Origin of the sequence: Halorussus salinus (assembly GCF_004765815.2) — an archaeon.
Classification (GTDB): domain Archaea; phylum Halobacteriota; class Halobacteria; order Halobacteriales; family Haladaptataceae; genus Halorussus; species Halorussus salinus.
The window spans coordinates 225,538-247,831 of the sequence record NZ_ML974129.1; the positions used below are offsets into that span (position 1 = coordinate 225,538).

The following is a 22,294-nucleotide window of genomic DNA, read 5'->3' on the forward strand; positions in this document are numbered from 1 at the left end:
CGGGCGCCGGCGGTGGCCCGTCCGCTCCTGGCGGTGGGCCCGCGCCACGTTCCGGGCGGCGCGACCGCAACGACCGGTTCGACCGCGGCCGCGAACGCGAGCGACGGGACCGACTCGACCGGGGCTACCGGAGCCGATTCGACCGCGACCGCCGCGCCGAACATCGACGCACGGGTACTCCGCCTCGGCTACGCCGCGACCGCGCTCTCGCTGGCCCTCCTCGTCGCGCTCGCGGAGGTGTTGGCGCATGGCTGAGGAGTCCCCGCCGCTCGCGCTCGCCCGCGTCGCCGACGACCCGCTCGTCGTCTGGGCGCTGGCGTCGTTCCACACCGCGGCGCTGACCGCCCTCCTCGTCGGCGCGCTCTACCTGTCGGGCGCGCTCGGCGACCTGCTGGGCGGCCTCGACACGCTGGTCGGTCTCGGACTCTATCTGGGCCTCTGGGCGACGACGTGGTGGACGACCCGCCGGGCGTTCGCCGCGATTGGAGCGGCGGGACGCGACGGGCCGGTCTCGCGCTCGGTCCTCGTCGGGACCGGCGGGAAGTGGGCGGGAGTGGACGGCGTCCTGTTTCTCTGGTTGCTCGTCGGCGTCGTCGTCGCCTCGTCGGTCTCGGTCGGGTCGGCGACCGTCGAGGGCGCGCTCTACCTCCTCGCGTTCGTCGGCGTCGCGACGTTGCTGGCGTTCGCGGTCGGCGCGGTAGTCGGCCTGCTGTTCGCGGCGCTCGACCTCGCGGCGTTCCGCATCGCCGGGAGTCTCACCGCGAGCGCCCGGCGAGAGCGCCGGGATTCGGACGAAGCGTCAGATGCCGACGAGGAGGCTGACGCGGACGAGACGCCCTGACGCGATAGCCCGTGGATTCAAGGCAGTCCCCCGAGACGTACCGGGTATGCCTGAGTCCGACCTCGCAGGGCAGGTCGAAGACGTGCTTTCGGTCGCTCCAGACGAGTTCCAAGCGGAGGTCGAAGCGGACGCCGAGGTCATCGTCGAGGAGGTAGACGACGGGACCTTCGACAACCCGCAGGCCATCATCGGCTTCGAGTACGAGTTCTACGCCGTGGACGCCGACAGCGGGGCGCTCCGGCGGGTTCCCCGACGGCTCCTCGACCTCATCGGCTTCGAGAAGGAACTGGGACTTCACAACGCCGAGATGTCCACCAGTCCCCAACCGCTGAACACGCACGGACTGGCCGCCCAAGAGGCCGAAGTGAAGGCCCGACTCTCCGCCGCCGAGGACCGCACCGGCGCGGAGGGGATGCGACTGGTCAGCGACGCGATGTGGACCGTCCCGCCCGAGGGCGAGACGGCCCGCCAGTACCTGACCGACAGCGTCTCGGACCGCGGGGTCCGCATCGCCTCGAACATGAGCGATTCGGTGCGCTACCACGCGATGGCCAACTCCGAGGGCGAGGCCGGGATGTGTCTCGACGCCCCGCACGTCTCCCTGTCGGCGGACACCGTGATGCCCGAGAGCCTCATCACCTCCATCCAGCCCCACTATCAGGTGCCTCACGCGCGGGACCTGCCGACCTACTTCCAGTACGCGATTCGCATCGCGGGACCCCTGCTGGCGCTCGGGGTCAACTCACCGTTCTTCCCGCCGGACCTCTACGACGACGACGCGACTGCCGACGAGATTCTGGCCGACGGCTACGACGAGCATCGCATCGGCGTCTTCGAGACGGTCCTCAATCGGTCGGTGGACGAGTCGGACAAGGTGCGGTTCCCGCGGGACTTCGACAGCGTCGAGGAGGCCGTCGGGCGCATCGCGAGCGACCGGACCATCGTCCCGATGCCCGTCTCGACCACCGACCGGTTCGACGACGAGTTCGCCCACTTCCGACACAAGCACGGGACCTACTGGCGTTGGGTTCGCCCCGTGTTCGGCGGGGCCACCCGGTCGGCCGCCAACGCTCGCATCGAGTTTCGGCCCATCGCGGCCCAACCCACGGTTCGAGACTCCATCGCGTTTCAGGCCGCGTTCGCGGGCCTGCTGGAATCGACCTACCGGCGCGAACACCCGGTCCGGCACCTCGACTGGGTGGTCGCCAAGGACAACTTCTACGACGCGATGGAGGAGGGCCTCGACGCCGACCTCTACTGGATTACCAACGACGGCAAGGAGACCACCGACCACGAGGAGGTCTACTCCGACATCTTCGCCCACGCCAAGGACGGGCTTCAGATGCGGGGCCTGAGCGACCAGCAGGCCGCCAAATACCTCTACCCGCTCCGTCAGCGCGCGCGCCACCGCCTCACCCCCGCGAGTTGGAAGCGCGAGCGCGTCCGCGACGAGGTGGACGGCGGCGCGGACTTCGAGGACGCGGTGTACGAGATGCAGAGCCAGTACGTCGAGCGACAGAGCGAGACCTTGATAGACGGCACCTTCGCGGACTGGGTGGGACGGGGCGACACCGAGATGGAACGCGAGGACTGACACCCACGGTTTCTTTTTACCGCATCTGACACCGAATGCGATAGCGACGCACCGAGGCGACGCGCGACACGCGAGCGCCGAGCGGGACTTTCTTGTCGGGACGCTCCCACGACCCGGTATGGTCCCTCACTGCTCTCGACGGTCTCTCCTCTCCCGGCGGTCCGCCCTCGCCGGACTCGGCTCCGGACTGGTCGGAATCGGTGCGGTTCGCGCCAGCGGCGACGACGGTTCCGCCTCCCACGACGACTCGGCGCTCGACTGGCCGATGGCGCGCTACGACGCCGCGGGCACCGGCTACAACCCCGACGCCGCCGGACCGAAAGACGGCGCGCGGGTCGCGTGGCGGCGCGAACCCGACGAGTTCTCCGGCCCGAGCGCCGCCCCGATTCTGCTTGGCGACACCCTCTACGCGACGGGTGGCTCCCTCCTCGCGCTCGACGCCGCGACCGGCGAGACCCGCTTCTCCCACGCGGGGGCGTATCGGTCGAGTCCGGCCCGCGCTCCCGCCGAAGCGTACACCACCGATACGCTGGCAGTTGCGACCCGCCGGACCGTCGTCGGTCTGAACGCGGACGGCGGATTCGGATTGTTCGACCGCGAGTTCGGCGTCGAGCGGTGGCGAGGCCCACGCCGGAACTCCGCGCTAAGCGTCCTCTACAGCGTTCCGCCGGTCGCGGTCGGCGGGACCGTCTACGCGGCGATGCCCAACAGTCGCTACGTCGTGGCGCTCAACGCGAGCAGCGGCCGGGAACGGTGGCGCGCGTCGCCCGGCGACGAACTCCGGCGTCTCGCGGTTCGGGACGGCCGGGTCTTCGCGGTCAACTGGCCCTATCGCGCGACGGCCTACGACGCCGCGACCGGCGAGCTGCTGTGGCGGACCGACCTCGACGAACAGATGGTCCTCGCGCCGACCGCGACCAGCGAGGGCGTCGTCGTCCCGGACCGAACCGGCGTCACCCTGCTGGACGCGGCCGACGGGTCGGTTCGCTGGCGCGCGGACCACGGCGGCAACGCGACCGAGGGCGCGGCCGCGGTGGCGGAGGGCACGGTGTACGTCCAATCGTCCACCGGCGGGCGACTCCACGCGCTGGCCCTCGACACGGGCGAGGAGCTATGGTCCGCGCCGGATTTCACCGAGGGGACCCCGGTGGTCGCCGACGGTGTGGTCTACGGGCGCAACTACGACGAACTCGTGGCGCTCGACGCGGCCGACGGGTCGGTCCGCTGGCGCTACGAGTCGCGCCTGCCGCTCTCGACGCCAGCGGTCGGCGACGGCGCGGTTTATTTCGTCGCCCGCGACCGAATCGTCGCGCTGGAGGAGGACCGATGAGCGCCGACGGGCCGACCGGGACCGACGCGCCCGGCGACGGACGGGGCGTCCCGCCTGCCGAGAGCGTGGACCGCGAGCGCCTGCCGAGTACGTCGGTCTCGGGTCTCCTCCGCGCGTCCCTCGGTCGCATCGTCGCCGACCCGTGGCTCGCGGTCCCGTTCCTCGTCGCGGGAGTCGTCCTGACGGGCGTCGATTGGCTCCGGGCGCACGACCCGGTGCCGACCACGACGCCCGAACTCGTCGGCGACGTGACCGTCAGCGTGGCGTATCGGTTCTATCCGACGGGACTCCGCGCGACCGGGACCCGGCCCGCGGCGCTGGTGGACCTCGAAGTCGGCTATCTGGCGCGGACGCTCGGTCTCGAACTCGCGGCCCTCCTCGCGGTGGCAATCGCGGGGTGGCTCACGCTCTCGCGGGCGAGAGACGCTGGCGAGTCCCTGACTCGCTCGCGCTCGGGCGACCGGTCCGGTTCCGCTCGGTCCGGTTCCACTCGGTCCGATTCCGGCCGGTTCGACTTCGACTCGCTCGACTCCGGCCGCCTCGGTTCCTACCTCGGGTTCGTCGTCGTCGCCCACGTCCTCGTCGGTCTGTTCGGACTCCTCGACGGTCTCGGGTGGTTCGCGGTGGTCGGCCTCGTCGCGTACGCCGTCGTCGCGGTCCGCCTGTTCGCCGCGCCCGCGCTGGTGGTCGGCGGGTCGGGAGTCCGCGCGGGGATGGTTCGAAGTCACCGGCGCGCCGTCGGCGAGGGCGCGACCGTCTTCGGTCTCGTCGTCCTGTTCGGCCTCGGCGCGTGGCTACTGGGGAGCGTCCCGGTCGTCGGTGCCGCGGCGAGTACCGCGGTCGTCGCGCCGATTCACGCCGTGGCGACGGTGGTCTTCGCCGACCGGACGCGCGACGAGTAGCGACCGGCCGTCTTCGTCGGCCGACTCTCGACGCACCCCGACGAGCGACCGCGGTCTCCTCGAAAGGAACCGCGGTCTCCTCGATGCGGATAGCTCGCGCTACCGGGCGAAAATAGCGAGGTCGAGGGCGTAGTGCCCCAGAAACGGATTCGTCGTCTTACAGCGCGTCGTCGTAGTCTTCGTAGTCCGAAATCTCGACGCCCTCTTGGTCGATTTCGGCGAGCCAGATGCCGTTGCCGGAGGCGGTGTCACGCTCGACCGCGCTCTTGAGCGCGCGGACCGCGACCTCGCGGGCCTCGTCCTGTCCGAGGTCCTCGTGGTAGTCCTGTTCGAGGACGCCGAGCGCGAACTGCGACCCGGAGCCGGAGACGCTGTAGGTCTCCTCGGTCACGCCGCCGAGCGCGTCGTAGGAGTAGATGTGGCCGCCCTCCTCGTCCACGCCGCCGAGGACCGGCACCGTGATGAGGAAGCCACCGGAGCGCAGGAGGTTGCTCGTGAGCGTCGAGAGCGCCTGCATGCTCATGTCCTCGCCGCGCCGCGTGTTGTAGAGGTTACCCTCGACCTGCAGGGTGCGGATGAGCGACTGGGCCGCCGAGACCGACCCGGAGATGGTGAGCGCGCCGGTCGGGTGGACCTGCTCGACCTTCTGGGCGGTCTTCGACGAGACCATGTTCCCGAGGCTGGCGCGCTTGTCCGTGACCATCACGACGCCGTCGGTCGTCGTCAGACCGATGGTCGTGGTGCCGGTCTTGAGTTCTTGGATCTCCTCGGCGTCGACCGAGCGGTTCGGGAGCGAGCCGAGTTCCGGCTCGTAGGGGTTCGTGCTGTCCGGTTCGAGACGCGAGACGTTCTGAGAGAATTCGGAACCGTGCATTGGGCTACGCATTACCCGTCCCTAGTCCGCCGGTACTGATAAAACCAACTCTTCGGACGACTGGGGTCTCGGTGGTCTTTGCCGGAGTCGCCACTCCGGAGTCGGTCGGCCGAGAAATCGTCGCGCTGGTCGTCGGGGGAACGTCAGGCCGTCGCGTCGTAGGCCTGTTCCAACCGCTGTACGATTCTGTGCGCCGGAAGCGTGACGCCGACCTGCCGGGTCAGGACGGCGAGGGGCAACAGCAGGATGCTGGTCGCGACGCTCGTCTGGTACAGGGCGAACAGGATTGCACGGTGAATCCGCGTGGGCATCTGAGTTCGTACCTCGGGCGAGGGTCAACCGAGGGAGTATAAAAGAGTTACTGAAAGAAATAATTTATAATGGATTATATTTTGGTTTGAGGTCGCCGCAGTCTTGCGATTCAACCTCGGTTGCGTTCGGTTCAACGAAATAGGAGTTCCGGACCGCGCGGACGTAGGCACCGACTTGGCGACGCCCGGCGTACGCATAACTTATGAGAATTATACCGCTCACGTCCGCGGCTCGGGCGCGGGTGGCGCGTACCGACCTCGGCTCGGTGGTATCGACGTTCGGCCCGGTAACTCCTCGTGCGTCCGCGTGTCTCGTGCGCACGGCCCACGCGCACCGGTTCAAAACCGAAAGACACGAACCACCGCGGAACGAGGCCCCGATATGAGCAACTATCTCGTTGCGATGGAGGCGGCATGGTTGGTACGCGACGTAGAGGACATCGACGACGCCATCGGCGTCGCGGTCAGCGAGGCCGGAAGACGGCTCAACGAAAAGGACATGGACTACGTGGAAGTCGAAGTCGGCGCGACGCCGTGTCCGGCCTGCGGCGAGCCGTTCGACTCGTCGTTCATCGCGGCGGGAACCGCGCTCGTGGGACTCTTGTTGGAGATGAAGGTCTTCAACGCCGACAGCGAGGAGCACGCCCAACGCATCGCAAAGAGCGAAATCGGTGGGGCACTCCGGGACGTGCCCCTCGAAATCGTCGAGACCATCGAGTACGAGGAGGACGAGGACATCGAACTCGGTAGCGGCGACGAATAAGTCGGCCGAGCGCAACTCGGACGCCCGTACCGTAGAACCGAACCTTTATTTATAACCGTTAGTTATGCGAGGGCATGGAACTACCGACGCCCCAAGACATCCGGGAGCGCCGGACCGAACTCGGCCTGACCCAGAGCGAACTGGCCGACCGGGCGGGCGTCTCGCAACCCCTCATCGCCCGCATCGAAGGCGGCGACGTGGACCCGCGGCTCTCGACGCTCCGACACATCGTGGACGCCTTGGACGAATCGGAAGGTGACATCGTTCGCGCGGGCGACCTGATGCACGAGGACGTAGTCAGCGTCGGTCCGGACGACTCGGTGAGTCAGGCGGTCTCGAAGATGCAGGAAGCGGGGTTCTCGCAACTGCCGGTCATCGAGGACGGCGTGCCGGTCGGCTCCATCAGCTTCGAGGACCTGATGAGCGTCGGCGAGGAGTCCCGCGACAAACCGGTCTCGGAGTTCATGGGCGAGAGCTTCCCCACCAAGGGGCAGAACGCCACGCTGGACGAGTTGAGTACCGACCTCGGGCACAACAAGGCGGTCATCGTGACCGAGCGCGGCAACACCGTCGGCATCATCACGGAAGCCGACATCGCGGCGCGGCTCTCCTGACGTTTGTTTCCGGCCGTCGTATCTTTCGTTTCGAGTCAGCTTCGGAACACCAACAATTATCGTTCGGGGTGCCACAGTGGGACACATGACGGACTTCTCCGACAGAGTAGAGCAGGTCTCCATCAGCGGCATCCGCGAAGTGTTCGAGGCGGCTGGCGAGGACGCCATCAACCTCGGCATCGGGCAACCCGACTTCCCGACGCCCGAACACGCCCGACAGGCCGCGGTCGAGGCCATCGAGTCCGGGAAAGCGGACGCCTACACCTCCAACAAGGGGACGCTCGAACTCCGCGAGGCCATCAGCGCGAAGCACGACCGGGACAACGACTTCTCGGTCCCGCCCGAGAATCTCGTGGCGACGGCGGGCGGGAGCGAGGCGCTACACCTCGCGCTCGAAGCGCACGTGGACCTCGGCGAGGAGGTAATCTATCCCGACCCCGGCTTCGTCTCCTACGAGGCACTGACCCACATCGCTGGCGGGGAGCCGAAGCCTGTCGCGCTCCGCGAGGACCTCACGCTCGACCCCGCGGCGGTCGAGGAGGCCATCACCGACGACACCGCGGCGTTCATCGTCAACAGCCCCGCGAACCCGACCGGCGCGGTCCAGAGCGAGGCGGACATGCGGGAGTTCGCCCGCATCGCCGACGAACACGACGTTCTCTGTATCTCCGACGAGGTGTACGAACACATCGTCTTCGAGGGCGACCACCACTCGCCGATGGTCTACGCCGAGTCGGACAACGTGGTCGTGGTCAACGCCTGCTCGAAGACCTACTCGATGACCGGGTGGCGACTCGGTTGGGTCGCCGCGAGCGAGCGCCGCATCGAGCGCATGCTCCGGGTCCACCAGTACGTGCAGGCCTGCGCCAGCGCCCCGGCGCAGTTCGCCGCGGAGGCCGCCCTCTCCGGGCCGCAGGACTGCGTGGACGAGATGGTCGCCGCGTTCGAGGAGCGCCGCGACGTACTGCTGGACGGCTTCGCCGACATGGGACTGGACTGCCCGACGCCCGAGGGCGCGTTCTACGCGATGCCGAAGGTCCCCGAGGGCTGGACCGACGAGGTGCTGGACCGCGGCGTCGTCGTCGTGCCCGGCGAGGCGTTCGGCGACCACGGCGAGGGCTACGCCCGCATCTCCTACGCGACCGACATGGAGTCGCTGAAGGAAGCCGTCGAAATCATGCGCGAGGCGACGAACGCGGTTCACTGAGGTCCGAGACTGGTCCCGACGGCTCTCTGACGTTCGCTCGCAGGTGATACGATACGACCGTGAACCGTACTGCGGCCGCGAACCGAACTATCGCCGATACCTATCGGACCGCAACCGCCCCGCACGGCACCGTCGGCGGCCCGAACATGTCCGCCTCGAACGCGCCCCGCGACGGCCGAGAACGCGCTCTTTTTCACCGCCGAACACGAACCCTCGCGCAAATGGGCAAAGTGAGTATCGGGCTTCGCGGCTGGCGGTTCGACGAGGACGAGGTGTTCACCGACGAGGGCGAGTTCAAACCGATGGACGACATCCCCTCGGACCCGCGCAAGCGACTGGTCCGGTTGCAGGCGCTGGTCGCCTCACCCTGCGACGGCTGTTGGTTGATTCACGGCGACGAGGAGGTCCACCGGTGCAACGAGTCGGAAGTCGTCTACGGCGAACCGCTCGGCGAGGTGGTCCTCTGTGCCGACCACGAACCGGACTTCCTCTACTGGTTCGCCGAGGAGGGCGGGAGCCAGTACAAGGGCCAACAGGAGCTACAGGACGAGTTCCACGAGTGGTTCGCCGACGGCGGGCGCGCCCCCGAGGGGTACGGCGGCGTCGAACACGTCGAGACCGACCCCGACGACATCCCCGAACCGCCGGAACCGGACATGGAGGACCTGAACGTCGATATGCCCGACGACGAGCGCGAGCGCATCGACCTCCGGAACATGGAGACCACGACCGGCGAGGAGGCCGCCGAGCGGAAAGCCGACCCGGACCCGCGGTCGGGCGACGCCGACGCGAAAGACGACGAGAGCGACGCCGAACCCGAAGACGACCTCGACTTGGGTCGTGACTACCCGTCATGAAGCCGCCAGCCGTCGCCGTCGTCGAACCGAAGACGCCGGGCAACATCGGTACCATCGCGCGGGCGATGAAGAACTTCGGCATGCACGACCTCAAACTGGTGGACCCGCCGGAGTTCGGCCGGGACAGCGAGGCCTACGGCTTCGCCGGACAGGCCCGCGAGGACATCCTCCCGAACTACGACGAGGTGACGTTCGACCACCTCGTGGAGAACTACCACACCGTCGGCCTGACCGCGACGACCAACGAGGACGCCCGGAAACACCGCCGGTTCCCGTTCGAGACGGTAGACCAACTGGCCGACAGTCTGGCCGACGTGGACGCCGACACCTGCCTCATTTTCGGCCGCGAGGACAACGGGCTGACCAACGACGAGGTGGCCCGCGTGGACCAAGTGTGTTCGATTCCCGCGAGCGCCGACTACTCGTCGCTGAATTTGGGGCAGGCCGCGACCGTCACGCTCTACGAACTCCGAGAGCTGACCGTCGAGGAGACCCAACTGCCGGACGTAGAACGCGAGCGCGCCGACGAGGCCGAAATCGAGGGGTTCTACGACCACTTCGGCGAGTTCTTGGACGCCATCGACCACCCCGCCGAGAAGCGCGACAAGACGGTCCGACTCGCCCGGCGACTCCTCGGGCGCGCCCACCCCACCGGCCGCGAGGTCCAGACGCTCCGCGGTCTCCTCCGGCGCGCGATGTACCACGCCGAGAGCGGGGGCGACCCCGCTGAAACCGGGGACGACTACGCCGACCACGGAGACGACGCCACCGAGCGAACGGCGACGCCGGACGACCGATAGGACTTGCGCCAGAACGGTTTTCAGGTTCGCTGTCGATACTCTTTCCCAGAGTCGTTCGTGGGGGTTCCAATCGTGCTACACAGTCTCGTATCGCTCTCTCGGCCGCGCTCAGGGCGAGAAAGTCAAATCTTTTATCGGACTAGCAGATAACTACCTACGAGTATGTTTGCCTCCCTCCCGCTCGGTACGCAGTTTACCCTCCTCGTCGCGGTCCCGAGCATCGCGGCCATGCTCGTCGGCAAGCGAGTGTTCCTCCCCGACGAGCGGTTCCGGACCCTACTGGTGGAGTTCGTCCGGACCGATTGGAAGTATCTCGGGGTCGCGTGGGTCGTGACCGAAATCGTCAACAGACTCGCGCTCAACTTCCACGTCGCTCGGACATTCACCGGGGCCATCTACGCCGTCGAAGGCGCGACCGTCGCGGCGTTCCAAGCGTTCACGAGCATCCCCCTGACCGTGTTGGCCACCGGAGTCTACCTCGTGGGATTCCCCTTCATCGTGCTGTTCACGTACTTCAAGCTGAAGGCCCACGACGAGGAGCAGGCCCATCGCTACGCGCTGGCGTACGTCATCGTCGTCGTCTGCGCGGTGCCGTTCTTCCTCCTGTTCCCGGTGAAGGTGTCGGGACTCTACCTCTCGACGGTCGAACCGCTGATGTACGAGTTGACCCCCGCCATCCAGCACGGCATCTACAGCACCGATACGCTGGTCAAGGCGTTCCCCAGTCTCCACACCGGCCTGTCGGTGCTGGCGGCGTTGTACGCCCAGAAGGCCGACACGCGCTACGCCTACACGGCGGCGCTTCTGGCGGGAGCCATCGTCCTCTCGACGCTGTATCTGGGCGTCCACTGGGTGACCGACGCCGCGTTCGCGGTCCTGCTGGTGTGGGTCGCCTACCGACTCTCACAGCGGGTCAGCGAACCCCACTGGTCGGTCGTCTCCCGCGAGTTCGTCTCGGGCCTCCGGCGCTACGCGTGGCCCCGGACGTGAGGCCCCCGATAAATGCGCCGCACGCGTTCGGTCGAGTCTTTTTCAGCGATGATAATATTCAGAGTGATTAAGTGACGGGACTACAGTCGTGAGGAACATGGAATCTGCAGTTCCCGACGACGGGTTGGCGGAGCGAGTAGACGGCGACTCGTTGCTCGCGGCGCTCGACGTGGACGACGACGAGATTCGGTGGCGCAAGGAGTTCACCGGCTTCGGCCCGGACGACGCGGCGCGACTCGCCGACATGGCCGACCTCTTCGAGTCGGTCGCCGACGAGGCGGTCGACGAGTTCTACGACCATCTGACCGACTACGACGAGACGACCGCGGTGTTGAATCGCTCGACCCGGACCGTCGAGCAACTCAAAGAGACCCAAGCCGAGTATCTCCTCTCGCTGGCGACCGGCGAGTACGACCGCGAGTACTTCGAGAACCGCGCGCGAATCGGCAAGATTCACGACATGCTCGACATGCCGATGAAACACTACCTCGGGGCGTACGCGCTCTATCTCAACGTTCTCGTGCCCCGAATCGGCGAGCGCGTCGTGGAGCGGACCGCCGACCGCGTCGGCGACGAGGCCGCCGAAGTCGTCCGCGAGGAGTTCACCGAGGGAATCGACGAGATTCTGTCCCTCCTGCGGGTGGTCAACCTCGACATGCAGGTGGTTTCCGACACCTACATCGAGTCGTACAACGAGGAGGTCCGCGAGACCAACGAACGGCTCGTTGACCTTCAAGAGGCAATCTCCGAGGACGTGGAGGAGTCGCTGGACGACCTCTCGGATTCGGCGGAAGACGTGGCCGAGAGCGCCGACCAGATTCACGAACTGACCCGCGAGCAGGCCGGTGACGTGGACGACATCGCCGAGGAGACCGAGAACATGAGCGCGACCGTCGAGGAGGTCGCGGCCAGCGCCGAGCAGGTCGAACAGACCAGCCGACAGGCCAAGAAACTCGCCACCGAGGGGCAAGCGACCGCCAGCGACGCGATGTCGGCGATGGAGGACATCGACGCCGCCCGCGCAGACGTGACCGGCGACATGGCCGACCTACAGGAGACCGTGGCCGAAATCGACGAGGTGGTGGAGGTCATCGACGACATCGCCGAGCAGACGAACCTGCTGGCGCTCAACGCCTCCATCGAGGCCGCGCGCGCTGGCGAGGCCGGAGACGGCTTCGCGGTCGTCGCCGAGGAGGTAAAGAGCCTCGCCGAGCAGTCCAAAGAGCAGGCCAGCGAAATCGAGGCGATGGTCGGCGAGATTCAGACCAAGACCGACGACACGGTCGAGAGTCTGGACCGGACCGAGCGCCGCATCCAGTCGGGCGTCGAGAACGTCGAGTCCTCGCTGGAGACCCTACAGGACATCGTGGAGGCGGTCGAGGAGACCGTCCACGGCATCGGCGAGGTCGCCGAGGCCACCGACGAGCAGGCGGTCGCCGCCGAACAGGTCTCGGCGATGGTCGAGGAGGTCTCCCGACACGCGACCGACATCGCCAGCGAGGTCGCCGACGTGGCGGAGGCGACCGACGAGCAGGTCGAGCGCATCGAGCGCATCGAGGGGTCGGTCGAGCGACTGCACGACGACGCGGCGTAATCGCGGGCCACACTGCGGGACGGATTTTCGAGTCGATTACTCGCGAAGACACGTGAGCGTCACAGAACCAGAATATTTAATAATATTTGATTTGTGCTACGTTTTGTGTCAGAAAATACGATATCGGTAGCAGAACTCCGCTCTCGGGTATCCGAACTCCCGATTACTCTGTCGGAGGGAGAGAACGCCGCGTACGCCAGCGTCGATCAGGCGTTCTCGTTGGAGTCGGTCGTGATCGCCTTGGACGAAGAAGACTGCGTCTACGACGAGGAGACGTTCTCCGGTGTCGCGTACCAGCCCGACAGTCCGCTAGCGACGGTCGTCGTCTCGGGCGACGGAACGATTGTCGCCCTCGACGCACGGGAGCAAGCGGACGCGAAGACGGCCGTCTCGCAGGTCGTCGATAAATTGGACGACCTCGGTTTGCTCACCGGGGACTCCTCTCCGGAACTCTCCACGGACACGCGGGCCGTCCCGTTCGCGCTGGACGCGCCCGCGGTAGAGACGCTGGGCTACGACGACGAGTCGTAACTTCGACGGAAAGATGTCAGACACGCCCACCGACCGACAACGACGCACGCTCGATGCAGTCGGGGAATCGCCATCGTCTGCCGACGCAGACGACGTGACGACACTCGCCGAACTGGCCAGCCACCGCTCCGAAGACGTTCGGACGGACGCCGCGGAGACGCTGTCGGTCGTCGCCGCCGCGCAACCCGACCTCGTCGCCGACGAGATGGGTCCCGTCCTTCGAACGTTCCAACACGGCGATATAAACGTCCGAACGTTCGCGCTGGATACCGTCGCCACGCTGGGACAGCACTCCCCCGAGCGGTTCGCCGAGACGACCGCGATTACCAACGTCGCACAGGCGCTCAACGACCGCAACGAGTGGATTCGCGCCAGTGCGGCGGAGGCGCTCGGCGACATCGGCACCGAATCCCCGGCGCTTTTGGCGGACGCCGAAGTCGTCCGAACGCTCGCGCGCCGAATCGAATCCGAGGAGTTCCCCGACGCCCGCGCACAGATGGCGCGGGCTCTCGGACGAATCGGGCGGACGGCTCCCGAACTGATAGACCGGCGCGACGAGGCGACGCTCGAACGTCTCGTCGGCGAAGACGACGAGATAGCGGAGTCCCTTCGGTTCGCCGTCGACGCTATCGCGGAGGGCCGAGAGGCGGCGAGTGGGAGGGACTCCGAGTCCCGAGGAGCGGCGGGAACGGCGTTCTGCCCGGACTGCGGAACGGAGATTACGGCCGAGTCCGTTCCGAACTTCTGTCGAAACTGCGGACACGAGCTATCCTGAACGACCGGGCGTTCGCTTCGGTGCAGTTCACCTCCTCGTCCCGTTTCGACCCGGCGTTCTACGCCCGGCGAAAACTGGAGAATGCTTAGGGAACGAATTCCCTTGCTTTGGGAAACGTGTAGTCAGGCGCGTTTCTGAATCTCCTCACGTAACAACTCGCTCACCGTGTCGCCGTCCGCTTTCCCGCCGAGCGCGCCCATCGCCTCGCCCATCAGGCCGGAGAACGCCTGCATGCCCTCGTCTTGTACTTGCTCCTCGTTGCGCTCCACGACCTCCACGACGGCCTCGCGCACCTCGTCTTCGCCCGCACTGCCGAGACCTTCCCGCTCGATGGCCTCGCTGGCGGTCAGTTCGAGGTTCTCCGCGAGCGCCCCGAGGAGGTCCCCGACGTTGCCCTTCGCGGTCTCGCCGTCGGCGACCGCGTCGAGCGTCCCGAGGAAGTGGTCGTCGGTCAGGTTCTCGACCGGCACGCCGTCGCGCCGGAGTTCCGTGACCGTACTCTCGACGGTCTGGGCCGCGAGCGTGGGGTCCGCGCCCAACTCGCCGACCGCGCGCTCGAACAGCGGCATGCGCTCGCCGTAGGCGACCTGCTCGGCGAGGCCCGCGTCGAGACCGTACTCGTCCTGATACCGCTCGACCTTCTCGGTCAGCAGTTCGGGCGTCTCGACCTCGCTCGGGTCGGGTTCGACCGGGGGCACGTCGGTCTCGGGGTACATCCGCGCCGCGCCGGGGAGCGGCCGGAGATAGCGGGTCGTGCCGTCCTCGTTCGCGCCGCGAGTCTCCTCGGGCACGCCCTCAAGCGCGGTCTCGGCGCGCTCGGCCGCGGCCTCGATGGCCAACTCGGCGGTCTCGGGGTCGGCGGCGACGATGGCCACCGCGTCCTGCTCGCCCGCGCCGACCGCTTCGCGCAGGGCATCGACCTCGTCGTCGGTGACGCCGTAGGCCGGGAGTTCGTCGGTGTGGAAGATGCCGCCCGCGCCGTGGCGCTTGGCGTGGTCCGAGAGTTCGGTCCCGAGGCGGCGGTCCGGTTGAATCTCCGCGCCGACCAGTCCGTCGAAGCCGTAGAGGGGGACCGCCGTGACCTTCCCGCCGGATTCGAGCGCCGAGCCGATGACGCCGCTCTCGGTGTCGGCGAAGGTGTCGGTCACGTCCACCACGTCGCCGACCGAGGCGTCGCGCTCGCGGAGTTCGTCGCGGAGTTCGAGGAGCCGAACCTGTCGGTGGACCTCGTTCTCCACGAGGTCGTCGATGTCGTCCAAGCTCTGGACGCCCTTGACCTCGACGCGCGCGCCCTCGGCGATGGAGATGTTCACGTCTTGGCGGATGGTGCCCAGTCCGCGCTTGACCTTCCCCGTCGAGCGCAGGAGCATCCCGATTCGCTCGGCGGCCTCGCGGGCCTGCTCGGGCGAGCGGATGTCGGGCTTGGTGCCGATTTCGACCAGCGGGATGCCGAGTCGGTCGAGGCTGTAGAGGACGCCCTCCTCGCGCTCCTCGACGCGCTGGGCGCTCTCCTCTTCGAGCATCAGGTCCTCGATGCCGACCGCGCCCTCGCTGGTCGAAATCTCGCCGTCGGAGGCCATCAGCGTCGAGCGCTGGAACCCGGAGGTGTTCGAGCCGTCCACGACGATTTTCCGCATGACGTGGGCTTGGTCCACCACGTCCATGTCCAGCAGTTGCGCGATTTCGAGGACGACCGCTTGGGCCTCGTCGTCCAGTCGGTGGGGCGGTTCGTCGTCCTCCTCGACCAGACAAGTGGTGTCGTAGGCCAGATACTCGAACTCGCGCTCGACGCGGCTCTCTTCGAGCGCCGCCTCGTCTAGCTCGCCCAGCTCGCTCTTGGTCGGGTGGAGGTAGCGGTGGAACCGCCGGTCGGACTCGTCGGGTTCCCGGAGTTCGGTCGGACAGTTACAGAACAACTTGGATTCCGTATCGAGTTGCTGGTGAATCTCCAGTCCCGCGACGAGACCCAACTCGTCGTAATCGTGGTCGGTCATTACCCGGCAATGAGTCGGCGAGGGGTAAAAAACCGTTCAGTCTCGGTCGCCGTCTCAGGGTTCGAGGTAACCGCCACCGCCGCCACCGCCGTCGTCGCCGCCTCCGCCACCGCCGGAGTCGAGTTCGACGACAAAGTCGTCGGCGAGACTCGGTTTGAACTCGCCGTTACCGCCGCCGTCGTCGTCGTCACCGCCGCCGCCGTCGAGGCAACTACAGGACGTTCCGAGGTCGGCGGGCGCTTGCGCGGTGACGCCAGCAGTCGAGAATCCGACCGCGAGCAGTGCGAGCGATACTGTAACGAGTAGCGTCGTGGTTCGTCTCATGGTGGAGTCTCCATCGCTCGGCGAACCGAGGATGGGATGGTCTGACATACCAATCCATCGGATATAAAATTTTCTAACTCACTCATTATTTGTACTTATCTGAGAAAGAACCGAACGCTGTGCAGGGCGGCGACGAACTCCCGACTACTCCGAGGAGGCCGCTTCGGCCCGTCGCGCCGCCAGACTCGCCTGTAACTCCTCGCCGACCGTCTCGCGCAGTTCGCGCGCGGTCTCGGCGTCCACGTCCACCGCGGCGGCGACTCCGCCCGCGGAACTCGCGGTGTCGATGACCACGGTGGCGAGTCTCCGCCGACGCTGGAAGACGGTCTGGGTCTGGATGACGGTCTGGACCCGGTAGTAGGGCACTACTTTGGTCGTCCTGCTCCAGAAGCCGTTGCGCGTCAGCACGTGGTCGTCGCCCACCGCGTAGCCGCGGTTGCGCCACTTGAGGTGCGCCGCGACCGGAACCACGGGGAGAAAGACCAGCGGTATCGACGCGAGCGGAACCGGGACGGGCGCGGGCGGGCCGACGACCACCTGTAAGGCGAACAGCGCCGCGGACAGGCCCGCGACGACGAGCGCGTACCGGACCGCGTAGCGCGTCCGGGCGCGCTTGGGCGGCCGGGAGAACTCGCCCATCTCGAACTCCTCGACTTCGCGGGCGAGTCGAAGCACGCGCTCGCGGGTCGCCAGCGGAATCGCGGCCTCGGACCCGCCGGAGGGCGCTTGAGCCGGGCCGTAGCCAGCCGTCTCGACCGCGAGCGTGGTGTAGCCGAACCGCCGCATCAGGACGTTCGCGTCGAGGGTGAGCGTCTGGACCTTCCCGAGCGGAATCGACCCGTCGTACCGCTGGAGGAGTCCCCGTTCGTATCGTAACTCGTCGCCGAGCCGACTCAGCCGGAAGTCGTAGTAGCGCGCGAAGGTGAGCGCGGCGCTGAGCGCCCACATCGCGCCCGCCAGCAGCGCGACCAACACGACGCCGCCGAGGAAGGCCAGTTCCGCGAACCCCGGCACGAACGGGAGCGCGGCCGGGCCGAACGCCAACACCGAGAGGTACCGGAAGTCGAACGAGAGGAGGCTGAGCAGGACGAGTTCGCTCGTCTGTAACTCGAACAGGACCGTCTCGCGCTCGTCGGGGTCGGCCCCGGCGGCTTCGCCGTCCGTCTCGCCGTCGGCCTCCTCGTCGCGTTTTAGGCGTTGAATCTCGCGCTGGACGCGCTTGGCCTCGTCGTAGCCGACGTACCGGAGGCTCGCTTCGGTCGCGCCCCCGCCCGCCGTCTCCACGTCGAGGACCGCGATGCCGAGCGCGCGCTGAATCACGTTCCGGGAGATGTCCACGTTCTGGATGCGCCGGAGCGGAATCTCTCGGTTCCGTCTGGAGAGGACCCCCGAGGCGATTTCGAGGCCGTCGCCCGTAAGCTGATACTCGAAGCGCCGGTAGTAGGCGACCTGCCACGCCGCCGCGGCGACGACGCCGAGCGCCCCGAGCGCGACCAGCATCGGTCCCGACACCGGGATGGGAAGCTCCTCGGCGTCGCCGAGCGACTGGCCGACGAAAAACAGCATCAGCCCGAGGCTCAGGCCGCGCGAGACCGCTCGGTAGGGAATCGAGAGGCGGTGGAGCTTCATACCGCGTCGGTCTCGCGCTCGCTCTCGATGGCGAGGCGACGGAGCTGTTCTTGCAGGTCGTCGGCTCGCTCGGGCGTCAGGCCGGGAATCGACACGTCGGCCCCGCGCGAGCCAGCGGTGTAGACCACGACGCTCGCCAGTCCGAGCGTGCGCTCGACCGGTCCGCGCTGGGTGTCCACGTGCTGGACGCGGACGAACGGGACGACGGTGTTGACCCGCGTCAGGACGCCGCGTTCGAGGTAGAGGTCGTCCTCTCGCACCTCGAACTTCCAACTCCGATACCGCAACACGACGAAGACGAGACCGAGCGCCAGCGCCCCGACGGCGACGGCGAGACCGACGGTGACGCCGGGACCGAGGGTGAATCGGCTGACCACCGCCGCGAGGAGGCCCACGATACCTGCGGTCACGAACGCGCCGACCGCCCAAGCGAAGCGGACGCGCGGGTTCAGCACTTCCATGCCCGATACAAGTGCCTCGCGGCCGATAAGTCTCCCCGTCTTCGTCCGTGACGAACTCCTCGTCCGGGTCGCTGGCGGACTCCTCGTCCTCGGTGGCCGGTCGAGCGACCGGAAGTCGGACACGCATGCTGGTTCGGCAAGCCTTTTCACTTGGCTGGCAATATCTCTCGAAGATTACCGAGTTCGATGAGTACCGACGAAGCCATCGACGCCGAGTACGTCGAGAAACACCGCCAAGAGGTAGAGAATCCGCTGATACAGCTGTTTCGGCGTTACGGAGAGGGGAGTCGCCGCTGGTTCGCGGTCGGCATCCTGTCGAGTATCGGAGCGCGCTTCCTCTCGCTGGTCCCGCCGGTCGTCCTCGGCGTCGCCATCGACGCCGTCTTCCGGGACAACCAAGCGTTCGCACTGCCCGGCGTCCCGGCGGCGTGGCTTCCGAACGAGACCGCCGACCAGTTCTGGTTCGCCATCGTCCTGATGGGCGTGGCGATGGTCGGGCAGGCCGTCCTCAACTTCGTTCGCCAGACCTCGCTGAATCTGTTCTCCCACCGGGTGAAACACGAGGTCCGGACCGCGACCTACCAGCAGATGCAGCGACTCGACATGGAATTCTTCGACGAGATGCAGACCGGCGAACTCATCTCGATTCTGAGCAACGACACCAACCGACTGGAGCAGTTCCTCGACTCGATGATGGGCGAGGCCATCCAGTTGGGCGTCCTGATGTTGGGAACCGCGGTCGTCCTGCTGTGGCTGAACCCGCAACTCGCCGCGATTACCCTCGTCGTCATCCCCCTCTCGATGCTGTTCACCTACTGGTACACCCGACTCGCCGAGGAGCGATACGCCGACGTGCGCTCGTCCATCGGCGACCTCAACAGCAGATTGGAGAACAACCTCAACGGGATTCAGGTCATCAAGGCGAGCAACACCGAGGAGTACGAGGACGACCGCGTCGAGGACCACTCCTACAAGTACTTCCGGCTGGACTGGCTCGCGCTCCGACTCAGCTTCGTCTACCGGCCCGGCTTGCAGGCGCTGACCTCGCTGGCGTTCATCGCCACGTTCGTCGTCGGCGGCGTCTGGATTCTGGAGGGGCCGCCGGGTCCGTTCTCGGGCGACCTCTCGGTCGGTAGTCTAGTCACGTTCCTCTTGTTGACTCAGCGGATGGTCAATCCCCTCGCCCAGATGGGGACCATCGTGGAACGATACGAGGACGCGCGGGCCTCGACCAAGCGCATCCTCGGGCTGATGAGCCTCCCCGCGAGCGTCGAGAACGCGCCCGACGCCATCGACCTCGAATCGGTCCGCGGCCGAGTCCGGTTCCGGGACGTGACCTTCGGCTACGAGGACGAGACGGTCCTCGAAGACGTTGACTTCGAGGTCGAACCGGGCGAGACCGTCGGCGTCGTCGGCCCGACCGGCGCGGGCAAGACCACCATCGTCAAACTTCTCCTGCGCCTCTACGACGTGGACGACGGGGAAATCGAAATCGACGGTCACGACGTTCGGGACGTGACGCTGTCCAGCCTCCGCCGGTCGATGGGCTACGTCGGACAGGACAACTTCCTGTTCGACGGCACGGTCCGGGAGAACATCGAGTACGGCCACTTCGACGCCGACCGCGACGAGGTCGAGGAGGCCGCGAAACGCGCCGAGGCTCACGAGTTCATCACCAACCTCCCGGAGGGGTACGACACCGACATCGGCGAGCGGGGCGTCAAGCTCTCGGGCGGCCAGCGCCAGCGCGTCGCCATCGCGCGGACCATCCTCCAACACCCCGAAATCCTCATCTTCGACGAGGCCACCTCCGCGGTGGACACCGAGACCGAGATGCTCATCCAGCAGTCCATCGACAAACTCGCGGCCGACCGCACCACCTTCGTCATCGCCCACCGGCTCTCGACGGTCCGGGACGCCGACACCATCCTCGTCGTCGAGGAGGGCCGCATCGTCCAGCGGGGCACCCACGAGGACCTCCTCGCCGAGGGCGGTCTCTACGCGAACCTCTGGCGGGTGCAGGCGGGCGAAATCGAGCAGTTGCCCGACGAGTTCGTCCGCGAGGCCAGCGCCCGCGTCGCCCGCGAGGGCATCGGTGGCGGCGAGGCGGAGTAGGTCGGGCGAGCGAAGCGGGGAGTCCCCGATTCCCGCACACCCCCGGAATTTATATCAACCGTCTGTTAACCGGGGAACCGATGGGAACCGAACGACATCCCGAATCGGTCGAACCGACCGACGACGTTCACGTCCGCACCCTCGGAGTCGGTGACACGCTCCTGTGGTCGTGGGAGGCGCTGACCGACCGCCTCGAACTCGTCGGCTTCGCGCTCGCCGTCGCGTCGCTCTCGGTCGTCGCGCTCGTCGGCATCTCTGCGCCAGCGTCAGGTGAGCTCCCCGAAGTCGCGACGTGGGTCTGGGCGCTGTATCTCGTCTACCTCCTCGCCATCGCGGTGGTCTGGGGCGTCGCGTACGCCAGTTCGGCGGACGCCGTGGCGAACCGAACGCGACCGCTCGGCGACCACCTCGTCCCGGTCGCCAAGCGCGTTCCGGCGCTCGTCGCCGTGGCTATCCCGGTGGGGATACTCACCGCGGTCGGACTCGTCCTGTTCGTCCTGCCGGGCGTCTACCTCTTTCACCGATTCCTGTTGGCGTTCCCGGCCTGCGTCGTGGACGGGAAGGGTCCGCTCGCCAGCCTGAAAGCCGGGTGGCGCGCGGGCGGCGGGAACGTCACCAAGATATTCGGGGTCAGCCTCGTCTACTTCGTCTCGGTCGGCCTGTCGAACGTCGCGACGAACACGCTCGGCCCGTACACGCTGGTCGGCGGCGTCGTCTCCGCCGGGATGAGCGCGGTCCTCCTCCCGCTTTTCGGTCTCGCGCTCGGGCACCTCTACCTCGAAGCCAGTCGCAACCAGTAGCCCGGATGCGTCGGAGGCTGGCCGCCTCCGTCGAGGCGGCCGCGTCGCTTTTTTCCGCCGAGTCGGTAGGGTATCGCAGTCGTCGCGAGTCGCAGTCTCGACTCCGAATCGGGAAAAACTGATTAGAAGGAAAGGTACTTTAGTTTAGACGTATCTAATTTTTAGCAACGATGCGCTTCCTTCCCACGCTCGCGTCGCAGACGGTTCCGTTACGTGCGGCCGCGGAGGTGACGACTCGATGACCGGCTGGCTCGAAATCACGGTGGTCGCGTTCACGGCGCAACTGGCGGTGCTTCCGGGCGAGAAGGTCCAGTTCATCATCGCTGGCCTCTCGACGCGATACAACCCGTGGGTCGTCGTCGCGGCCGCCGGAAGCGCCTTCGCCGGGTGGACCGCGCTCGAAATCTGGTTCGGGAGCGCGCTGAAGGGCGCGCTTCCGGGTGTCTACCTCGACGCGTTCACCGCGGCGCTCTTTCTGGTCTTCGCGGCCCTCCTCGTCCGGTCGGCCCCCGAGCGCGGCGAGACCCCCGCCGAGACCGACGGCGGAATGATGGGCACGGGCGACCTCGACGTGTCGGTGTTCGGCCGCGAGGTCCCCGACGCCCTCGGCGGCTTCCTCCCCATCTTCGTGATGATGGTCACGGGTGAGTTCGGCGACAAGACCCAACTGGTCACCATCGGTCTGGCGGCCCAGTACGGCGCGACTCCCGCGATTTGGGCGGGCGAGATGCTGGCCATCATCCCGGTCAGCCTCGCCAACGCCTTCTTCTTCCACACGTTCTCGCACAAGTTCGACGTGCGGAAGGCCCACTACGCCGGGGCGGTGCTGTTCCTGTTCTTCGGTCTCGACACCGTGCTGTCCATCTTCACCGGCTTCTCGGTCTGGGAGACCGTCGTCGGCTCCGTCGCTGGTGCGCTCACCGCCGCGCTCCCGCTCTGAACTCGGGCCGGACGAGACTCAGGCCGGGCGGCGAGCGGACCCCGCCGC

23 protein-coding genes are annotated in these 22,294 nt (G+C 67.2%); 17 read left to right on the plus strand and 6 right to left on the minus strand.

Translation table 11 applies throughout. The annotated features are described in order from the left end of the window. Window positions 1-12 precede the first annotated feature (12 nt). From EPL00_RS23565 to EPL00_RS13045, 5 genes are all read left to right on the plus strand, one after another. The gene (locus EPL00_RS23565; protein WP_202932636.1) at window positions 13-255 is read left to right on the plus strand and encodes a hypothetical protein; all 243 of its coding nucleotides are present in this window, start codon (window positions 13-15) and stop codon (window positions 253-255) included. Next, the gene (locus EPL00_RS13030; RefSeq protein ID WP_162224216.1) at window positions 248-841 is read left to right on the plus strand and encodes a hypothetical protein; all 594 of its coding nucleotides are present in this window, start codon (window positions 248-250) and stop codon (window positions 839-841) included. Before EPL00_RS23565 ends, EPL00_RS13030 begins: the two co-directional genes overlap by 8 nt. A 46-nt stretch (window positions 842-887) precedes the next feature. After that, window positions 888-2,435 carry a glutamate--cysteine ligase family protein gene (locus EPL00_RS13035; protein ID WP_135854592.1) on the plus strand — a complete coding sequence of 516 codons (1,548 nt, stop codon included), beginning with the start codon at window positions 888-890 and terminating at the stop codon, window positions 2,433-2,435. Window positions 2,436-2,553: 118 nt separating this feature from the next. Next, window positions 2,554-3,765: an outer membrane protein assembly factor BamB family protein gene (locus tag EPL00_RS13040; protein WP_135854593.1), complete on the plus strand. Its 1,212-nt coding sequence runs from the start codon at window positions 2,554-2,556 to the stop codon at window positions 3,763-3,765. After that, window positions 3,762-4,667 (plus strand): hypothetical protein, encoded by a 906-nt coding sequence (locus tag EPL00_RS13045; RefSeq protein ID WP_135854594.1) that lies wholly within the window; start codon window positions 3,762-3,764, stop codon window positions 4,665-4,667. Before EPL00_RS13040 ends, EPL00_RS13045 begins: the two co-directional genes overlap by 4 nt. A gap of 157 nt (window positions 4,668-4,824) precedes the next feature. Here the strand turns inward: EPL00_RS13045 and psmB are convergent, their stop codons facing one another. Next, window positions 4,825-5,541: an archaeal proteasome endopeptidase complex subunit beta gene (psmB, locus tag EPL00_RS13050; RefSeq protein WP_274380997.1), complete on the minus strand. Its 717-nt coding sequence runs from the start codon at window positions 5,539-5,541 to the stop codon at window positions 4,825-4,827. Window positions 5,542-5,684: 143 nt separating this feature from the next. After that, window positions 5,685-5,852, minus strand: coding sequence for a hypothetical protein (locus EPL00_RS23570; RefSeq protein ID WP_202932637.1), 168 nt, complete (start codon window positions 5,850-5,852; stop codon window positions 5,685-5,687). A gap of 382 nt (window positions 5,853-6,234) precedes the next feature. On the opposite strand from EPL00_RS23570, the gene EPL00_RS13055 reads away from it, so the two are divergent. The 9 genes from EPL00_RS13055 to EPL00_RS13095 all read left to right on the plus strand — a co-directional run bounded on the left by EPL00_RS13055 (window position 6,235) and on the right by EPL00_RS13095 (window position 13,983). Beyond that, window positions 6,235-6,615, plus strand: a complete 381-nt coding sequence (locus tag EPL00_RS13055) for a DUF555 domain-containing protein (protein ID WP_135854596.1) — start codon at window positions 6,235-6,237, stop codon at window positions 6,613-6,615. 74 nt (window positions 6,616-6,689) lie between these two features. Beyond that, window positions 6,690-7,229 (plus strand): CBS domain-containing protein, encoded by a 540-nt coding sequence (locus EPL00_RS13060; RefSeq protein WP_135854597.1) that lies wholly within the window; start codon window positions 6,690-6,692, stop codon window positions 7,227-7,229. 85 nt (window positions 7,230-7,314) lie between these two features. Beyond that, entirely contained in the window at window positions 7,315-8,436 is a 1,122-nt protein-coding gene (locus tag EPL00_RS13065) for a pyridoxal phosphate-dependent aminotransferase (protein ID WP_135854598.1), read from the plus strand. Between the two features lie 221 nt (window positions 8,437-8,657). Beyond that, the gene (locus EPL00_RS13070) at window positions 8,658-9,293 is read left to right on the plus strand and encodes a hypothetical protein (RefSeq protein ID WP_135854599.1); all 636 of its coding nucleotides are present in this window, start codon (window positions 8,658-8,660) and stop codon (window positions 9,291-9,293) included. After that, a complete protein-coding gene (locus EPL00_RS13075; protein WP_135854600.1) occupies window positions 9,290-10,093 on the plus strand; it encodes an RNA methyltransferase in 804 nt (267 codons plus the stop codon). Before EPL00_RS13070 ends, EPL00_RS13075 begins: the two co-directional genes overlap by 4 nt. Window positions 10,094-10,255: 162 nt before the next feature. Next, the gene (locus tag EPL00_RS13080; protein WP_135854601.1) at window positions 10,256-11,083 is read left to right on the plus strand and encodes a phosphatase PAP2 family protein; all 828 of its coding nucleotides are present in this window, start codon (window positions 10,256-10,258) and stop codon (window positions 11,081-11,083) included. Between the two features lie 97 nt (window positions 11,084-11,180). Beyond that, window positions 11,181-12,677 carry a globin-coupled sensor protein gene (locus EPL00_RS13085; RefSeq protein WP_135854602.1) on the plus strand — a complete coding sequence of 499 codons (1,497 nt, stop codon included), beginning with the start codon at window positions 11,181-11,183 and terminating at the stop codon, window positions 12,675-12,677. Between the two features lie 105 nt (window positions 12,678-12,782). Next, on the plus strand, window positions 12,783-13,208 hold the full coding sequence (locus EPL00_RS13090) for a TATA-box-binding protein (protein ID WP_162224217.1): 426 nt from the start codon (window positions 12,783-12,785) through the stop codon (window positions 13,206-13,208). A 13-nt stretch (window positions 13,209-13,221) separates the two neighbouring features. Beyond that, entirely contained in the window at window positions 13,222-13,983 is a 762-nt protein-coding gene (locus tag EPL00_RS13095; RefSeq protein WP_135854604.1) for a HEAT repeat domain-containing protein, read from the plus strand. A 122-nt stretch (window positions 13,984-14,105) separates the two neighbouring features. Here EPL00_RS13095 and gatE read toward each other — a convergent pair whose 3' ends face one another. From gatE to EPL00_RS13115, 4 genes are all read right to left on the minus strand, one after another. Continuing rightward, entirely contained in the window at window positions 14,106-15,977 is a 1,872-nt protein-coding gene (gene gatE, locus EPL00_RS13100) for a Glu-tRNA(Gln) amidotransferase subunit GatE (protein ID WP_135854605.1), read from the minus strand. A 54-nt stretch (window positions 15,978-16,031) separates the two neighbouring features. Continuing rightward, window positions 16,032-16,301, minus strand: a complete 270-nt coding sequence (locus EPL00_RS23815; protein ID WP_135854606.1) for a hypothetical protein — start codon at window positions 16,299-16,301, stop codon at window positions 16,032-16,034. Window positions 16,302-16,445: 144 nt separating this feature from the next. Next, on the minus strand, window positions 16,446-17,930 hold the full coding sequence (locus tag EPL00_RS13110) for a PH domain-containing protein (RefSeq protein ID WP_202932638.1): 1,485 nt from the start codon (window positions 17,928-17,930) through the stop codon (window positions 16,446-16,448). After that, the gene (locus tag EPL00_RS13115) at window positions 17,927-18,391 is read right to left on the minus strand and encodes a PH domain-containing protein (RefSeq protein WP_135854607.1); all 465 of its coding nucleotides are present in this window, start codon (window positions 18,389-18,391) and stop codon (window positions 17,927-17,929) included. The genes EPL00_RS13110 and EPL00_RS13115 overlap by 4 nt, the downstream gene beginning before the upstream one ends. 186 nt (window positions 18,392-18,577) lie before the next feature. On the opposite strand from EPL00_RS13115, the gene EPL00_RS13120 reads away from it, so the two are divergent. The 3 genes from EPL00_RS13120 to EPL00_RS13130 all read left to right on the plus strand — a co-directional run bounded on the left by EPL00_RS13120 (window position 18,578) and on the right by EPL00_RS13130 (window position 22,246). Then, window positions 18,578-20,506 (plus strand): ABC transporter ATP-binding protein, encoded by a 1,929-nt coding sequence (locus EPL00_RS13120; RefSeq protein WP_135854608.1) that lies wholly within the window; start codon window positions 18,578-18,580, stop codon window positions 20,504-20,506. Window positions 20,507-20,586: 80 nt separating this feature from the next. Continuing rightward, window positions 20,587-21,306: a hypothetical protein gene (locus EPL00_RS13125; RefSeq protein WP_135854609.1), complete on the plus strand. Its 720-nt coding sequence runs from the start codon at window positions 20,587-20,589 to the stop codon at window positions 21,304-21,306. Window positions 21,307-21,544: 238 nt separating this feature from the next. Then, on the plus strand, window positions 21,545-22,246 hold the full coding sequence (locus EPL00_RS13130) for a TMEM165/GDT1 family protein (protein WP_135854610.1): 702 nt from the start codon (window positions 21,545-21,547) through the stop codon (window positions 22,244-22,246). Window positions 22,247-22,294 lie beyond the last annotated feature (48 nt).

Bases quoted from the DNA above. Each gene is read 5' to 3' on its own strand.
- EPL00_RS13085 (WP_135854602.1), top strand. From the start codon at position 11,181: ATGGAATCTGCAGTTCCCGACGACGGGTTGGCGGAGCGAGTAGACGGC.
- EPL00_RS13075 (WP_135854600.1), top strand. From the start codon at position 9,290: ATGAAGCCGCCAGCCGTCGCCGTCGTCGAACCGAAGACGCCGGGCAAC.
- EPL00_RS13035 (WP_135854592.1), top strand. From the start codon at position 888: ATGCCTGAGTCCGACCTCGCAGGGCAGGTCGAAGACGTGCTTTCGGTC.
- EPL00_RS13110 (WP_202932638.1), bottom strand. From the start codon at position 17,930: ATGAAGCTCCACCGCCTCTCGATTCCCTACCGAGCGGTCTCGCGCGGC.
- EPL00_RS13065 (WP_135854598.1), top strand. From the start codon at position 7,315: ATGACGGACTTCTCCGACAGAGTAGAGCAGGTCTCCATCAGCGGCATC.
- EPL00_RS13030 (WP_162224216.1), top strand. From the start codon at position 248: ATGGCTGAGGAGTCCCCGCCGCTCGCGCTCGCCCGCGTCGCCGACGAC.
- EPL00_RS23815 (WP_135854606.1), bottom strand. From the start codon at position 16,301: ATGAGACGAACCACGACGCTACTCGTTACAGTATCGCTCGCACTGCTC.
- EPL00_RS13070 (WP_135854599.1), top strand. From the start codon at position 8,658: ATGGGCAAAGTGAGTATCGGGCTTCGCGGCTGGCGGTTCGACGAGGAC.
- EPL00_RS13045 (WP_135854594.1), top strand. From the start codon at position 3,762: ATGAGCGCCGACGGGCCGACCGGGACCGACGCGCCCGGCGACGGACGG.
- EPL00_RS13125 (WP_135854609.1), top strand. From the start codon at position 20,587: ATGGGAACCGAACGACATCCCGAATCGGTCGAACCGACCGACGACGTT.
- psmB (WP_274380997.1), bottom strand. From the start codon at position 5,541: ATGCACGGTTCCGAATTCTCTCAGAACGTCTCGCGTCTCGAACCGGAC.
- EPL00_RS13130 (WP_135854610.1), top strand. From the start codon at position 21,545: ATGACCGGCTGGCTCGAAATCACGGTGGTCGCGTTCACGGCGCAACTG.
- EPL00_RS13120 (WP_135854608.1), top strand. From the start codon at position 18,578: ATGAGTACCGACGAAGCCATCGACGCCGAGTACGTCGAGAAACACCGC.
- EPL00_RS13060 (WP_135854597.1), top strand. From the start codon at position 6,690: ATGGAACTACCGACGCCCCAAGACATCCGGGAGCGCCGGACCGAACTC.
- EPL00_RS13080 (WP_135854601.1), top strand. From the start codon at position 10,256: ATGTTTGCCTCCCTCCCGCTCGGTACGCAGTTTACCCTCCTCGTCGCG.
- EPL00_RS13095 (WP_135854604.1), top strand. From the start codon at position 13,222: ATGTCAGACACGCCCACCGACCGACAACGACGCACGCTCGATGCAGTC.
- gatE (WP_135854605.1), bottom strand. From the start codon at position 15,977: ATGACCGACCACGATTACGACGAGTTGGGTCTCGTCGCGGGACTGGAG.
- EPL00_RS13055 (WP_135854596.1), top strand. From the start codon at position 6,235: ATGAGCAACTATCTCGTTGCGATGGAGGCGGCATGGTTGGTACGCGAC.
- EPL00_RS23570 (WP_202932637.1), bottom strand. From the start codon at position 5,852: ATGCCCACGCGGATTCACCGTGCAATCCTGTTCGCCCTGTACCAGACG.
- EPL00_RS13115 (WP_135854607.1), bottom strand. From the start codon at position 18,391: ATGGAAGTGCTGAACCCGCGCGTCCGCTTCGCTTGGGCGGTCGGCGCG.
- EPL00_RS13040 (WP_135854593.1), top strand. From the start codon at position 2,554: ATGGTCCCTCACTGCTCTCGACGGTCTCTCCTCTCCCGGCGGTCCGCC.